The 15,095-nt window shown below is 40.1% G+C and carries 17 protein-coding genes; 12 read left to right on the top strand and 5 right to left on the bottom strand.

The annotated features are described in order from the left end of the window. Positions 1 to 16: 16 nt before the first annotated feature. Positions 17 to 352, top strand: a complete 336-nt coding sequence (aciT, locus tag EC846_RS01980) for a ciprofloxacin tolerance protein AciT (protein WP_004776351.1) — start codon at positions 17 to 19, stop codon at positions 350 to 352. 148 nt (positions 353 to 500) lie between these two features. Further along, on the top strand, positions 501 to 980 hold the full coding sequence (locus EC846_RS01975; RefSeq protein ID WP_004776350.1) for a hypothetical protein: 480 nt from the start codon (positions 501 to 503) through the stop codon (positions 978 to 980). 49 nt (positions 981 to 1,029) lie between these two features. Here the strand turns inward: EC846_RS01975 and dtd are convergent, their stop codons facing one another. Beyond that, a complete protein-coding gene (gene dtd, locus EC846_RS01970) occupies positions 1,030 to 1,470 on the bottom strand; it encodes a D-aminoacyl-tRNA deacylase (RefSeq protein ID WP_123773938.1) in 441 nt (146 codons plus the stop codon). 197 nt (positions 1,471 to 1,667) lie between these two features. Between dtd and EC846_RS01965 the strand changes: the two genes are divergently transcribed. The 5 genes from EC846_RS01965 to asd all read left to right on the top strand — a co-directional run bounded on the left by EC846_RS01965 (position 1,668) and on the right by asd (position 7,234). Further along, entirely contained in the window at positions 1,668 to 3,191 is a 1,524-nt protein-coding gene (locus tag EC846_RS01965) for a catalase (protein WP_123773936.1), read from the top strand. A 127-nt stretch (positions 3,192 to 3,318) separates the two neighbouring features. Beyond that, entirely contained in the window at positions 3,319 to 3,804 is a 486-nt protein-coding gene (locus EC846_RS01960) for an ankyrin repeat domain-containing protein (RefSeq protein WP_123773934.1), read from the top strand. Between the two features lie 140 nt (positions 3,805 to 3,944). Next, positions 3,945 to 5,156: a nicotinate phosphoribosyltransferase gene (gene pncB, locus EC846_RS01955; protein WP_123773932.1), complete on the top strand. Its 1,212-nt coding sequence runs from the start codon at positions 3,945 to 3,947 to the stop codon at positions 5,154 to 5,156. A 381-nt stretch (positions 5,157 to 5,537) separates the two neighbouring features. Continuing rightward, positions 5,538 to 6,386: a sulfurtransferase gene (locus EC846_RS01945; RefSeq protein ID WP_123773930.1), complete on the top strand. Its 849-nt coding sequence runs from the start codon at positions 5,538 to 5,540 to the stop codon at positions 6,384 to 6,386. Further along, positions 6,383 to 7,234, top strand: coding sequence for an archaetidylserine decarboxylase (gene asd / locus EC846_RS01940; protein ID WP_123773928.1), 852 nt, complete (start codon positions 6,383 to 6,385; stop codon positions 7,232 to 7,234). The genes EC846_RS01945 and asd overlap by 4 nt, the downstream gene beginning before the upstream one ends. 84 nt (positions 7,235 to 7,318) lie before the next feature. Here asd and EC846_RS01935 read toward each other — a convergent pair whose 3' ends face one another. Next, positions 7,319 to 8,080, bottom strand: coding sequence for an AraC family transcriptional regulator (locus EC846_RS01935; protein WP_171409966.1), 762 nt, complete (start codon positions 8,078 to 8,080; stop codon positions 7,319 to 7,321). Between the two features lie 95 nt (positions 8,081 to 8,175). Here EC846_RS01935 and EC846_RS01930 point away from each other — a divergent pair, with 95 nt between their 5' ends. Beyond that, complete coding sequence (locus EC846_RS01930; protein ID WP_123773924.1) at positions 8,176 to 9,309, top strand: multidrug effflux MFS transporter; 1,134 nt, start codon at positions 8,176 to 8,178, stop codon at positions 9,307 to 9,309. Positions 9,310 to 9,367: 58 nt separating this feature from the next. Continuing rightward, positions 9,368 to 10,264 (top strand): LysR family transcriptional regulator, encoded by an 897-nt coding sequence (locus tag EC846_RS01925; RefSeq protein ID WP_123773922.1) that lies wholly within the window; start codon positions 9,368 to 9,370, stop codon positions 10,262 to 10,264. Here EC846_RS01925 and EC846_RS01920 read toward each other — a convergent pair. Continuing rightward, positions 10,245 to 10,850, bottom strand: coding sequence for a LysE family translocator (locus EC846_RS01920; protein WP_123773920.1), 606 nt, complete (start codon positions 10,848 to 10,850; stop codon positions 10,245 to 10,247). The two genes, EC846_RS01925 and EC846_RS01920, sit on opposite strands and share 20 nt — an antisense overlap. A 204-nt stretch (positions 10,851 to 11,054) precedes the next feature. On the opposite strand from EC846_RS01920, the gene EC846_RS01915 reads away from it, so the two are divergent. Next, positions 11,055 to 11,864 (top strand): PhzF family phenazine biosynthesis protein, encoded by an 810-nt coding sequence (locus tag EC846_RS01915; protein WP_123773918.1) that lies wholly within the window; start codon positions 11,055 to 11,057, stop codon positions 11,862 to 11,864. Between the two features lie 246 nt (positions 11,865 to 12,110). Here the strand turns inward: EC846_RS01915 and EC846_RS01910 are convergent, their stop codons facing one another. Next, positions 12,111 to 13,016, bottom strand: coding sequence for a LysR family transcriptional regulator (locus EC846_RS01910; RefSeq protein ID WP_123773917.1), 906 nt, complete (start codon positions 13,014 to 13,016; stop codon positions 12,111 to 12,113). Between the two features lie 93 nt (positions 13,017 to 13,109). Here EC846_RS01910 and EC846_RS18540 point away from each other — a divergent pair, with 93 nt between their 5' ends. Continuing rightward, positions 13,110 to 13,238 (top strand): hypothetical protein, encoded by a 129-nt coding sequence (locus EC846_RS18540; protein ID WP_265936685.1) that lies wholly within the window; start codon positions 13,110 to 13,112, stop codon positions 13,236 to 13,238. Positions 13,239 to 13,502: 264 nt separating this feature from the next. Here the strand turns inward: EC846_RS18540 and EC846_RS01905 are convergent, their stop codons facing one another. Next, positions 13,503 to 14,396, bottom strand: coding sequence for a LysR family transcriptional regulator (locus EC846_RS01905; protein WP_047429945.1), 894 nt, complete (start codon positions 14,394 to 14,396; stop codon positions 13,503 to 13,505). Positions 14,397 to 14,490: 94 nt separating this feature from the next. Here EC846_RS01905 and EC846_RS01900 point away from each other — a divergent pair, with 94 nt between their 5' ends. Further along, positions 14,491 to 14,943: a PACE efflux transporter gene (locus EC846_RS01900; RefSeq protein WP_123773915.1), complete on the top strand. Its 453-nt coding sequence runs from the start codon at positions 14,491 to 14,493 to the stop codon at positions 14,941 to 14,943. The last annotated feature ends 152 nt before the right edge of the window (positions 14,944 to 15,095 follow it).

The raw sequence follows: 15,095 nt of genomic DNA, 5'->3' as shown, positions 1-15,095 counted from the left end.
TAAGACGGAGGTTTCTATGGAAGCAGCGAATTTCACCATGTTGGTTGGATTTGGCTTAATCGCTGTCGCAATTATTGCTGTTTTCTTTTCTCCTTATCGTCGTTGGTTAGGTTTTATGTTGGCAGGTATGCTCTGCTGGGGACTGTTAGAAGTGGTACGCTTTGGTGCGCAAACCATATTCGAGATGTCAGTCGCCTATAGCTATCTCACCGCATTGAGCTTCGCGATGATTACGGTTACATTTATTTTGTTACGTGAAGATAAACAAGCACAAAAACAACTGGCAAATCGTCAGTATATTGAACATACACCTGTTTATAAGGATGATCAGCAACAATGTTCTAGCAGATAAATTATAATAATTTTAACAACATCAAAGGCATGCTCAGCATGCCTTTTTTGCACTAACTTTCTGCAACAAAGCTTTTTCCGACTTTTCTACAATTGTGCTAGGATACAGTTGTCTTAATTTTCATCATAATACTGTAGGCATAAATGTCATGAAGCTTTCTTCTTTACCTGTGGTTAAGTTACCTATCGTTGATGTAAGCACTGATCCACTTGATCTATTAGTGGCAGGTTTGGCGTTACGTATGAAGCAATTGGCACGCACTAGCCCGAAGTTTATTGAATTGGTTCATGACCGTGAGTTCCGTATTCAGATTGGTACGGATTTAGGTTTTGCGCGTCAAATTATTGTGAACCGCGGCAAAATTGATACAGTGGCAGGTAACCCAGAACAAGCTGATTTTATTTTGCAATTTGCTTCAAGTGAGCAAGGCGTAAAAACTTTACTGAAAGGCGACCCAACTGCATTTATGACAGGGATGCAGGACGGCAGCATTAAAATGGAAGGGGACTTTAGCTTATTGGTGTGGTTTAACCAAGCTGCAAAACTGATTCCACCTAAAGTACCAAAACCAGTAAAAGAAAAAATCCGTCAGGCACGTGCATTTATTAAAGAAAAAACAGGCAAATAAAAATGTCATAAAAAAACTCCCAAATCGGGAGTTTTTTTATGTGCTTGAATTATTCAATGTCCAGATTAAAGGTCACTGGCCCATCATTAATTAAATGAATTTTCATATCTGCTGCAAAAATTCCTGTTTGCACATTATTGAATTGTTGGCGGGCATATTCCACTAGCTGTTCATAAAGTGCTTTGGCTTCGGCTGGTGGCATCGCTGGACCAAAGTCTGGGCGTAAGCCTTTTTGCGTTTGTGCCATCAAGGTAAATTGAGAGACCAATAAGATCCCGCCATTTGCTTGGCTGACATTCCAGCCCATTTTGCCTTGTTCATCATCAAAAATTCGGTATTTCAGAATTTTATCAATCAGCTTCTGGCCTTTCTCTAAAGTATCTTCTTTACCCAGACCTAAAAATACCAGTAAGCCGTGTTGAATCTCACCTGTAGTTTCGCCCTCAACCACCACTTTCGCTTCGAGGACGCGTTGAATTAGTGCGCGCATAAGAATTAAAGATTAAATGTTCAGTCAGTTGTGCAGTCTAGCAGATTTAGTGACCGTACAGCGGGGTGCAAAATAGAGCCTCCGAATGCTTGATCTTATTTTTCGATTTGTTTTATTAAAATTATCTTTTTTATCTATTGTTAAAATCTTTGTATAGTCCCCGTGCAGGAAAGGTATTTGATTTGGGATTTAATAGTATGTTTAAACGAACGTTTTTATTCACAATAATGGCAGCAACGTTAGGTACCGCGTATGCAGCTCCTCTAACAAAAGACAATGGTGCACCTGTCGGTGACAACCAGAACTCAACCACAGCTGGCGCAAATGGTGCAACCTTATTGCAAGATGTGCAGCTTATTCAAAAATTACAGCGTTTTGGCCGTGAGCGTATTCCTGAACGTGTGGTACATGCACGTGGTACAGGCGTATACGGTGATTTCGTCGCAACAAAAGATTTGTCTGATTTAACCGTCGCTTCTATGTTTAAGGCAGGTACGACTACACCTGTATTTGTTCGTTTTTCTACGGTGATTCATCCGAAAGGTTCACCTGAAACTGCACGTGATCCACATGGCTTTGCTGTGAAGTTTTATACCCAGCAAGGGAACTGGGATCTGGTCGGGAATAACTTGCCTGTATTCTTTATCCGAGACGCGATCAAGTTTCCTGACTTTGTACATGCGATGAAGCCTGACCCTGTGACCAATGTTCAGGATCCGAACCGCATTTTTGATTTCTTAAAAAGCCAGCCGTGGTCGATCAATATGTTGACCTATGTCTATTCAAACTTGGGCACACCTGAAAGCTACCGTACATTGGATGGCTTTGGCGTGCATGCATTCAAGTTATACAACGACAAGGGTGAATATAAGTACGTCAAATTTAACTGGCGTTCTAAGCAAGGGGTAAAAGGTCTGAATCTAGATCAGGTACGAGAAGTACAGGGCCGTGACTGGAGCCACTTGACCAATGATATGTATAAAAATGTCTATGCTGGAAACTATCCGAAATGGGACTTATACATTCAGGTACTTGATCCAAAAGACTTAGATAAATTTGATTTCAATCCATTAGATGCAACCAAAATCTGGCCGAATGAGCTAGTCCCTGAAATGAAAGTCGGGACCTTGACGCTGAATCGTATGCCGAAGAATTTCTTCCAGGAAACAGAACAGTCAGCATTTGCGCCTGGCAATCTAATTCCAGGTATTGAGCCATCGGAAGACCGTTTATTACAAGGTCGTATTTTCTCTTATTCAGATACACAGTTGTATCGTTTGGGCGCCAATCACCAGCAAATTCCAGTGAACCGTCCGCGTGTGGCGGTGAACAACAATAATCAGGAAGGCTTCATGAATATGGGACAAACGGAGTCTCATGTGAATTATGAACCAAGTACGATTGAGCCGAAGCCATCAACTGAGATTGCGCGTGCAGTAGCAACGCCGTTGCAAGGTAGCGTCATGCAACAGGCGATTCAGAAACAGCAGCCATTTAAACAAGCTGGTGATGTATATCGCAGTTATTCAGCATTGGAAAAGAATGACCTGATTCGTAACCTTGCCGCTGATTTAGGCCAAGTTAAAGATGTAGAAACCAAAACCATTATGGTCTCTTACTTCTATAAGGCGGATGCCGATTATGGAACGCGTCTGGCCAAGGCTGTGGGCGTAAATCTTAAAAATGTACAGAACAAAGCAGCTCAGTTGAAAGACGAATAAACGCTTTATTGATGTGGTAACAGGTGCCTGAATGTTACCCCCAGAAAGTCCTGTAACCTCAATAGCCTTTCCTGCACCTAGGGCGAGTGTTACAGGCACTCCTTGTTCAGATTTTTGAGGAATGCTCATGATCCATTTACGTTCGATCTTGTTTGCTGCGTGCTTGCTTTGCAGCAGTGTGGGGACTTCGGTCTTTGCCGCAGTGCCATCTTCACAGGACAATGGTTCAGCAGAAGTCATTGAGCTGTTTTTCTCGGCGGCTAAAGTGGGAAATATTGAAGTCCTGCAAGAGTTTTTAAAGCATGGTTTTCCGATTGATATTCAGGATCAATCTGGCTATAGCGCTTTAATGATGGCGAGTTATTACGGTCAGAAAGATGCCGTCAAACTGTTGCTGCAACAAGGTGCCAATCGTTGTCTCCGAGACAAACGAGGGCATACCGCACTGATGGGTGCAATCGTGAAAGCCGAGTGGAGTATTGCCAAGCAGTTGCGTCAGGTGGATTGTGATGTCAATGCTGCCAAAACAGGTCAACTCACGGCAGAACAATTTGCGCTACAATTTGGTCAGCAACAACGTTTAAAAGAAATCCAGCCATTATCAGAAAAATAGTATCTGGTTTAGCTAACACATTGAATTTAAAAAGCTGCCAATGGTTTATTTTCGTGAAAAATCATCCATTGCAATCGACAGACTCATTTCTGTGCAAAAGTGTGCTTTAATGCTTGAACGAGAATAGATCTTAGTCAGTCATGTCTACACCAATTATTCAATCTTTACTTGATACCGACTTATATAAATTCACCATGTTGCAGGTGGTGTTACATCAGTTTCCACAAACGCATAGTGTGTATCTATTCCGTTGTCGAAACCTCGAAGATACAGTTTATCCGCTCGTTGAAATTCTGGATGACTTGAATCAGCAGCTCGACTGGCTATGTGAATTGCGCTTTGCTGAAGATGAGCTGCAATATCTGCGTTCGTTACGCTTTATTAAAAGTGATTTTGTTGATTATCTAGAACTCTTCCAGTTAAAACGTCGTTTTATTCAAGCCAGTATTGATGAGGCGGGTCGTCTCGATATTCGCATTGAAGGGCCAATGGTTCAGGCGATGATGTTTGAGATCTTTGTCCTGGCGATTGTCAATGAACTGTATTTCCGCCGTATTCGTAGTGATGAGGTTCTGGCAGAAGGCGAACGTCGTTTACAGCAAAAACTGGTGCAACTACAACATTACGCACAAGAACAACAAGAGAATGAACCTCCATTTTTAGTGTCTGATTTTGGGACACGCCGTCGCTATAGCTTTGAATGGCAAAAACATGTAGTGCAAGCATTTCATACTGCGGCACCAAAGGTATTTCGTGGTACCAGTAATGTGCTGTTGGCGAAACAGTTGGGGATTAGCCCGATTGGAACCATGGCACATGAATTCCTGCAAGCTTTTCAGGCCCTTGATGTACGTTTGCGTAATTTCCAGAAGGCTGCTTTAGAAGCTTGGGTACAAGAATATCGGGGTGACCTCGGGATTGCCTTGACTGACGTGGTCGGCATGGATGCATTCTTACGCGATTTTGATTTGTATTTTGCCAAGCTGTTTGATGGTTTACGTCATGACAGTGGTGACCCGTATGAGTGGGGAGATAAGGCGGCTGAGCATTATCGTAAACTCAAGATTGATACCAAAACCAAGATGTTGACCTTTAGTGATGGGCTGAATCTGGAAAAAGCATGGTTATTGCATCAATATTTTAAAGACCGTTTTCAGGTGAGCTTTGGTATTGGCACCAATTTGACCAATGATATGGGGCAGAAGCCTTTGAATATTGTGTTGAAGCTGGTGGAGTGTAATCGTCAGTCGGTGGCGAAGATTTCGGATAGTCCAGGAAAAACGATGACTGATAATGATACGTTCTTAGCGTATTTGCGTCAGGTATTTGAGATTGAAGAAAATGAAAGTTAGTCTTTAAGCAAACTGATTTAGAGAGTAGTGATCACGGTATCTTACCGAGCATTATTGAAATATCTGGATAAACCTTCGGTTCGACCTACTTTTCTTTCGGGAAAAGTAGGCAAAACCATTGTCATCCACAAAACCTGTTCATTTCCTTCTACTATTTTATCTTTCGCAGAAACAATATCTTGTAAATATTGCGCAGGTTGTGGATGACGTTTTCGAGTATCCCATTACATGCGATAGGTCATATTAAATTTGACGCGTTTTATGGACATTCATTTATCTGTATATCTCCTTTTCTGCTAAATGAATGCAAAAAATCAGACAAAGATAAAAAGTCGGCTATGCTAAAATTATTCATAAGGCGGATGACAAAACAGCATAACAATGACTGATGTAGATTTTAAACTGGGTTTACTGATTGAACCTGAACAACTCGTACCCTATTTAGGACATGAGCGAATTCGTATTGTCGATTTAAGCCGGGCATCGGTTTATGAACAACTGCATATTCCCCATGCGATTCATTTACAACCGAAATATCTGGTTGCACAACAAGAACAAGCCAGTGGCGTGTTACCTGATCTAGAAGGATTACAGGCTTTAATTGAGAAGCTAAATATTTCACCGCAACATCATGTGGTGGTGTATGACGATGAAGGTGGTGCTTGGGCTGGGCGATTAATCTGGAATTTACATTGTCTGGGTTTTCATCATACCAGTCTGATTAATGGTGGGATTCATGGCTGGTTGGGCGCGGGATTGCCGACGACGGCTGAAGTCGATCCAGTGAAACCCATTACGGATCTGTTGCAGATTGATTTAGACACCGTTCAGCAATATCGGGTCGAATATCAGGAATTGTTGAAGCAAGTCGAAGAACAGAATATTCAACTGTGGGACTGCCGCAGTAATGATGAATATACAGGTCTACGTTTAGCTGCGCGACGCGGCGGTCACATCCCAAATGCGTTACATTTTGAGTGGAGTACTGCCCTTAATCGTGAAAATCATCTAAAATTACACCCGCTTGAACGCACACAACAACGTTTAGAACAATTAGGCTTTAATTTACAACAACCTGTGGTGGTGTACTGTCAGTCTCACCATCGTTCGGGCTTGGCGTATATTTTGGCAAGATTGCTGAACTGGCAAGTTAAAGCCTATGATGGTGCGTGGAGCGAATGGGGCAATCGCCTCGATAGTCCTATTATTTCAGGAGAGTCACCGTTGTGAGTTTTGCAGCAGATTTAAAAAAACAATTATTTATCAAAGCACAAAATCTTGTGCCGCAACATCAACTCAGCCGTGTGATTGGCAAGGTTGCCGCAAGTGAAAATCTCTTGGTAAAAACTGCTGTTATTCAGGCATTTAAAGCAAAATATGGGATTGATATGAGTATTGCGGAACAAAGCAATGCGCAACATTATAAATCTTTTAATGAATTTTTTACCCGTGCACTCAAAGAAGGTATACGCGGTATTGATGAACAAGCGGATAGTATTGTTTGTCCTGCGGATGGTGCGATTTCACAGCTTGGTAAAATTGAAGCGGGTGATATTTTTCAGGCCAAAGGCCAAAGTTTTTCAGTGGAAAAATTGATTGGTGATCCGCAGTTGGCGAAGCCTTTCCATGAAGGGCAATTTGCTACGGTTTATTTATCACCTAAAGATTATCACCGTGTGCATATGCCTTTGGCCGGTACATTGACCGAAACTTTATATATTCCAGGCGAATTATTCTCGGTCAATCAAGTGACTGCTGAGAATGTACCGGGCTTGTTTGCGCGTAATGAGCGTATGGTCTGCTTATTTGATACCGAACTTGGTCGTATGGCGGTGGTTCTGGTGGGTGCAATGATTGTTGCTGGTATTGAAACAGTCGCAACGGGTAAGGTCAAACCGACGGGTCGTGTTGAATTGCAACATCATCAAATGCAATTGGATAAAGGCGCGGAATTAGGTCGCTTCTATCTTGGCTCAACCGCTGTAATTTTATTTGAAAAAGATAAAATGGTCTGGGAAGAGCAATTCAAGGCCAATTCAACTGTGGTGATGGGTGAGCGTTTAGGTCATTCGGTTTAAGTTGTTTTGTGCTCAAAAATAAAAAGCCTCTCAAAGCAATTTGAGGGGCTTTTTATTTGTTGGATCATTCAGTTTGTGGCTTTGTTATGAGGTATAGCAGGTGGGTGTCACGCCCGTATGTTGACGGAAAAAAGCGATAAATGCACTGTCACTGCTAAATTCTAGCGCTTGAGCAATCTCACTGATACTTTCATTTTCAGCTAACCTTTCGATGGCTTTCAATAGTCGCCATTGCTGACGCCAGTTTTGATAATTCATCCCTGTTTCTTTTATAAATATTCGGCTAATGGTGCGTTCACAAGCACCAGCTTGTTGCGCAAATATATTTAACCGTAAGGGCAATTCACCTTGACGAATACGCTCTATCCAGATCGATAAGCGACGATCTTGCGGAAATAATAATCCCCAGTTTTCTTTTGGTGCCGTGTTTAATTCTTCCATAAATACGGTCAAAAGACTGTTTTGAGATTTCGCAGACATATCCCAAGGCCAAAATGCCATTCGTTCAATCACTTCAAACAAAAGTGGATTAACCGCAAAAATCTGTAGTGGAATTTGTTTCAGGGGTAAATCCATTGAGAAGTATAAAGAGCGATAGGCAATCACCCCGCGCATTATTGCACGATGTAACACACCTGCTGGTATCCATGCTGCCCGTCCGGGAGGAAGTAAATAAATCTTTGTCTCCATTTCGATCGTAATACAGCCTGCTGCAGAAAACAGGAGTTGATGTCGTTCATGACTGTGCTGTCCCGAGTCATGTACAGGCATATCTGCAGCGATACCCACCACAGGGAGATGAAAATGATCGGCATTAAAGCAGGTTGTGGGGCTGATTTTCGCCATCTTGTCCATTTTTTTATATTTTGAGTCTGAATTATTGTAATCAGACGAATTCATTTTCACAACAATAGGCGGAACTCAGTCAGTAGTCAAAAATTGTGCAAATTAAGAAACAGCCACCGTTATGGTTATTAATTTTATTAATCATGTTTCCACAACTGGTAGAAACGATTTATAGCCCTGCTTTACCGAGTATTGCCTCGTCATTTCATGTGAGTCATGAACAAAGCTCTCAAACGCTTTCCGTATATTTCTTTGCTTTTGCCATCGGTGTCGTATTATGGGGCTGGTTAAGCGATTGGATCGGCCGCCGCCCAGCAATGCTTTTGGGATTAGTCTGTTATGCATGCGGTGCAGTGCTGGCAATATTTACAACTGATTTTAATATCCTGTTGCTGGCTCGTATGGTTGCAGCCTTAGGTGCTGCTGCTGGATCAGTTGTAGTGCAAACGATCTTACGCGATAGCTATGAGTCAAATGCTTTGGCACGTGTATTTTCTGTATTGGGAGCTGCACTCGCCATCAGTCCGGTCTTTGGTTTAATGAGTGGTGGCTGGATCGTTTCTTTTTATGGACATATTGGTGTTTTTATTGGATTGGCAATCTTAGCTATATGCTTATTTATACTTACAGTGGTGGTGCTACCCGAAACTCGTCCACAAACAATGGCGAAGCCAGCGCTATTTAAACTGGGTTCCGTTATGTTAAAGGATTTAGGAATCTGGAAAAGTGCTGTGTTAATTTCATTGTTCAACACAATGATTTTTAGCTATTACAGTCTTGCTCCATTTCTGTTTGAGCGATTGGGTTGGGGCGCACGTGAATTTGGCTGGACAGGAGGAGTGTTGGCTATTTCTTGTTTATTGGGGAGTTTTCTCAATCGCAGGATGTTAATGAAAGGCTGGAAGATTGAAGGGTTAATTCGATATACGTGTCTGCTCGCCTTATTATCTAGTATGTTAGTCTTTATTTTACAGGACTCTATCTGGTTTTTAGCCCCGATGATGGGGATTGTGATTGCTTATAGTATTGTTATTCCAAATGTACTTAGTACTGCATTAACTGATTATCGGCAATATGCAGGAACAGCTGGCGCAATATTGGGATTGACCTACTATTTATTACTGGGTGTGATGTTGGCTATAGCAGGTTTTGTTCAGAACTTAGGTCTTGTTTTAGCTGTTTGTGCACTTATTGCTGGGTTTTTGATAGTGAGAAAAAAGTCATTTTGAAATCCTATGCATGTATGATTATATTTTGATCTTAGAAAATTATTCTCCGTAGATAAATATGATTGAAGATATAAGATATTTAATTATTTTTGCGAAAATTGCTGAGTTTGGATCAATTTCCAAAGGCGCTAAAGCCTTAGGATTATCTGTTGCGACTGTGAGTTTACATCTAACAAAACTAGAAAAAAATTTAGAGTGTGCTTTATTTTATAGAAATACAAGGAAAATGACCTTAACACATGATGGTCAGAAGCTTCTAGATACGGCTCAGGCCATGTTAGTAACATATGAATCAGGAATTTTAGATTTTAAGCAACGCTCTATTATTAAAAAAACACAGCTTCATATCTCGATCCCTGCAGTCTTTATTCATGGAGATTTTATGCAATGTATTACAACATTTTGTGAAGCGTATAAGGATTTAACCTTGTATATCACTTGCGATGATAGCCGGACAGATCTCATTGCTGATAATGTTGATATTGCTTTTCGAATTGGTGAATTACCAGATAGCTCATTTAAAGCGAAATATCTATTTCCTTTAGCTCGCAGTATTGTTGCAAGCCCTGATTTTTTAAAACGATATCCAAGTATTAATCATCCTAAAGACTTGATGAATATGAAGTGGATAGGGTTGAGCATGAGAAAAAATAATAGAATTTTAAGGAATGTAGATACTCAAGAAGAAATAGAAATTTCATATCAGCCCAATATTTATGTAAATAATGTTGAGGCTTCCTATCAATTGGTAAAATTGAATGCAGGATTGGCTGCACCACCTGATTACTTGACTCAGTTAGACATTGAGCAACAGAAAGTTGTACAAGTTTTACCAGCGTGGAAGCTTGAACCTTTAAGTGTCTATGCGGTTTGGCCCGCCAATATTCCGATGAATGGAATTGCCCATGCTTTAATTAAAAAAATATATGAATCATTTAATCCAAAAATATCTTAAGTAACATATAAATTGCAAAAAGGATGAGAGATCCACCCATTAAAAAATTTAAAATTTTGATATTGGAGGTGTTAGTGAATATTTTGGATAATTGGTGGCCAGAAATGCCCCACAGAATTAAAGAAATATAGCAAATAAAGAAATAAATAAGAATAAATAGAATAAGGGGGGAATAACTGATTGGTGAGGAAAATAAAGATATACCTGAAAGACATGCAATCCATGCTTTAGGGTTGAGCCACTGTAATAGAAAACCATCTGTAAAACTGGCAACAGAGATATTTTTTACAACTTCAATCTCTGGTTTAGAAAACATAATTTTCTGACCAATATAAAAAATAAATAAAGCACCTGTACATTCTAGTATTTTGAAAAAAATAGGATGATGACTAATCGTTTGACTAAAACCAAAGCCTAAAATTATCAATAGTAAGGTAAAGCCGAGCGTTGCGCCTGAGATAAAGGGGAGCGTTTTCTTAAAACCGTGAATTAAGCTGGTTGAAAGAATTGTAATATTAATTGGCCCAGGTGAAATGGACATGCTTAACGAAAAGATAAACATACTGACAAGAATCGAAAATTGCATTTTAGCTGTCTTTTTAATCAAATCTTGAACGGAGATGATACAGCGATGAGAAAATAAGATTAGCCAGTTTTTATCTAAAGCAGATTTTGATTTTTTATAGCTTTAAATCCAAAAATCTTAAATGAGCAATTTTTGCATATCAAAAATATACGTTATTACTCGTAATGAAGAGTATCTTATTGGAAAAATTTATAGTTGTTTAGAATGAAAATTTATCAAGTTGATGCATTTAGTGATCAGTTGTTTAAAGGAAATCCTGCTGCGGTTGTTCTTTTGGAAGAGTGGCTGGATGAATGTTTAATGCAGAATATAGCATTAGAAAATAATTTATCTGAGACCAGTTTTGCTAGGAAAATTGATGATCAAAACTATGAAATTAAATGGTTTTCACCGGTACAAGAAGTGCAGTTTTGTGGTTATGGCACTTTAGCAACCAGTTTTATTATTTTTAAAAATCAACCTGAAATTGAATCGTTGGTATTTCATGTGGTGAACTTGGGTGAGTTTTTCATCACTCGCGGTGCAAATGGCAGGATCAAAATGAACTTTCCTGTACAGATCCCAAGTCGAATGGAACAGATTCCTCAAGCATTAAAAGAGAGCTTGTCCCAAGACATTGCCGAGGTATATATCAATCCACAGGCTTATATCGTGATCTATCAAAATACAGAGGCTGTTTTAAATGAATACCCTAATTTTGATTTAATCAAAACTCTGGGTGGGCGACGTGTTGCAATTACTGCTTTAAATGATGCCACAGAGGGAAAAATGAGTGGGTTTGATATCGTTTCCCGTTATTTCACGCCTTCTATGGGAATAGATGAGGATCCTGTAACAGGTTCGTTGCATACCTCGTTAATACCACTTTGGCAGTCGCGACTTAAAAAGGAAGATATTATTGCCTATCAAGCATCAAAACGAGGTGGAGTACTGTATTGCAAGTTACTTGAGAATGACCGCATAGAGATCGCGGGAGAGTGTCACATATATCTAGAAGGTGAAATTTTCATTTAATGAATAACATAAAAACTATGTACGCTTTTGCTTACATCCACTAACGGCAATGTCCCATTTTCAACCTAAACCAAATTACCTAATATGAACTCATCAGGAACAGGAAGTTCCAAAACATAAAACAAGAATGATAAGTTTGAGCATCAGGACGTGAGGTACAACAGGAGTTGCACCTAGTAACGAAATACGAAAAAGCCCGACAGGATGTCGGGCTTTTTTCATTTGAGCTGAAACACCGTCAGTCGTTTAGTTCATTTGCTTGGTGCTGTAATAAGCATGGATCGCATCAGCACAGCTATTCACGATCAGATCATTGTCCTTTTTCCAAATCAGTTTGACCTCACTCAGCGTATTTTCATCTTGAATTGGGATAAGCCTGACATTGCTGGGCAGAATCACTTTAAACTCTTCAGGCACAATACAAATTCCAAAGCCATTGGCAACCAGCTCAAGTTGAGATCTTTTTCTTGAATAAATTCTACTTCGTTTTGGCGTAAATCCATTGACCAGACATAAATTGGCAGCCAAATAACTTAAGCCACCACGCGCTTTATGGGGCACAGAAACAAAATCCAATGACGCTAATTCCCGTATCGAAATCCGTTCTTTTTCACTTAAAAATGGGTCTGAAATATGTGCAGCAACATATAAAGGGGCGGTATATAAACTGATGGCATTCACGTCATTTAAGTTGTGGTAAATCGGTGGGCGGATAAAGCCCAGATCAATGCTGCCATTCAATAAATATTCGAGTTGTAACTCGGATGATAAGGTATTCATCTCAATATCAATGTTATGGGTATCACAGAGCTGCTTGAAGATTTCGAGTTTATTGTGGTCAAGTACGATACTGCTGGAATGGGCAATTTTAATAATTCTGCCTTCACCCCGACTGATACTTTGGGCGCTAACAATTGAACTTTTTAAATGATCAATATTGGTTTTTAAACTTTTATACAGTGCTTCTCCCGCAGTGGTCAGTTTAATTTTTTTCTCGGACCGATCAAAAATTTCAAAGCCTAGTTCTTCTTCTAAATTTTTAATTTGCCTGCTGAGGGCAGATTGGGCAATAAACAGCTTTTCTGAGGCGGCAATGAAACCGCCCGTTTCTACAATCGTGATTAGATAGTTAAATTGTTTTAATGTCCACATATCTCAAAATTAGATCAGTGCTGGTTTTTTCTATATTAGATGAGATGGGAAAAATCTTATACCTTTTTCATAGATGCTTGAATGAGGGAGCAAATGATGAGAATGAAAAAGCAGATTTTGACCTTAGTTGCCTTTGTGATGATTTGTCTATTGGCGCAAAGTTATGACAGCTATATGGGAGTGCAGGTGATATCGCAGCAGGCTGATTTGGCAGGAGATTAGAGAAGTATTTGCATCATCTTTTATATTATGACTAATTGAAAAAATGAGATGCGAGCAAGCAGATGTACGTTATTGCTTACGCTGATTAGAGGAAATGTCCCATTTTCAACCTAGGCTGAATTGCCTAATATGAACTCATCAGGAACAGGAAGTTCCAGAACATAAAACAAAAATGATAAGTTCAGGCATCAGGACGTGAGGTATGACAGGAGTTGTACCTAGTGAAAGGAATACGAAAAAGCCCGACAGGATGTCGGGCTTTTTTTATTCGATATTGATTTCTTTTGTCCAGAGTTCGATGAGCATCTGAGTCGTTTGACTTAAAGGTTTGTGGCTCGGCCAGATTGCATGGATCGGCATATCCAGTCGATTGGTGGTGTCACGAAATTCCAGTCGAATCAAACTGCCTTTTGCAAAATGCTCTTGCACGATCGAGAGCGGAAAATTGCCCCATCCGAAACCTTGTTCCACCATATTAATCGCCATAAATAAACTATCGGTATACCAGCAGGAATCAGAAACCAGAACGCGACTATCTGGAAGGGGATAGTGTTTGCTTGCCACAATAATCTGTCTGAGTTCAGAGAGCATGGTGAGTTCATTTTTATTATTGTCCTTAAGCTGTTGTGCATCTTTCGGGGAAACCGCCGCGACAAATTTTTCAGTTCCGAGCAGTCGGAATCGTTCATTCAGGTCGAGTTCGGATGAGCTATAGGCAATATAAAGATCAATTTCATTTTGATGTAAACGTGCTTTTAATTCTTGTTGGGGCGCACTGACCATTTCAATATCCAGAAGTGGATAACGCTGCATCAGACGCTCAATACCAGCCAAGAGCAGCTTCTGGTTGATGTCCGCTGCGATCCCAATCGCAATACGGGTTTCCAGTCCTGTTGAAAGTTCAGTTAAATGCATTTCCAGCTGGCGCAATTTAGTCACAATCAATCGGGCATGGGGTTCGATGGACAAAGCAATTTCAGTGGGAGCAAGATGGTTTTTACTGCGTTCAAATAATTTTAAATTTAATTCTGCCTCTAAATTGGCAATCGCCATACTGACTGCGGAAGGAACCCGATTCAGTGCTCGGGCAGCCGCCGAAAAATTACCACGATCAATAATTTCAAGAATCAGTTCAAGTTGTTCACTGGTCAATTTCATTTTAATTCACTTGTCAGCTGCACTGATAACGATTGACTTTTTTTATCAAAATTAAGGCGTAAAATCCACTCATTATTTATTTCAAGGTGTTGTAATGCAAGGAACCAAGAGAAGAGTCACATACGTCTTTTTCTATGAAGTTTTTAGCTTTTTTATCTGTGCAATGGTGCTGGCAGTACTTTCAGGTACCACCATTAGCCATACAGGGCCTTTGTCGATTTTAATTGCGGTCATCGCCGTAACAGTGAACTTTTTTTATAACTACGTGTTTGAGATGTGGGAAAAAACTCAAACGTCGAAAAAGCGTACCGTGTTGAGACGTGTTGCGCATGCGATTGGATTCCAGATTGTGCTGGTCATGATTTTGATTCCATTGATCGCATGGTGGATGCAAATCAGTTTAGTCAAAGCATTCTTGCTGGACTTTAGTTTGATGGTACTGATCCCATGTTATACCTTTGTTTATAATTACTTTTTTGACCATATCTTTGGCTTGCCGAGTCATTTGGTTGAATCATCAGAACTTAATGCGAAAGCAAGTAGCTGATTGGAATGATCCAGAATTAAAAAAGCCGATCGAGAAGGATCGGCTTTTTTATTGAAGTTGTCTCGTCCTAGATAAGGTTGACACTTTCTAAACTTAAATTTGGAGAGTGTAATGAAAACAATAGTTAAAAGAACACAACGAGATTACAGCCT

Source organism: Acinetobacter sp. BIGb0102, assembly GCF_003815055.1.
GTDB lineage: Bacteria > Pseudomonadota > Gammaproteobacteria > Pseudomonadales > Moraxellaceae > Acinetobacter > Acinetobacter vivianii.
The sequence above is the reverse complement of the archived record's forward strand: the minus strand, read 5'-3'. Positions and strand labels throughout refer to the sequence as shown.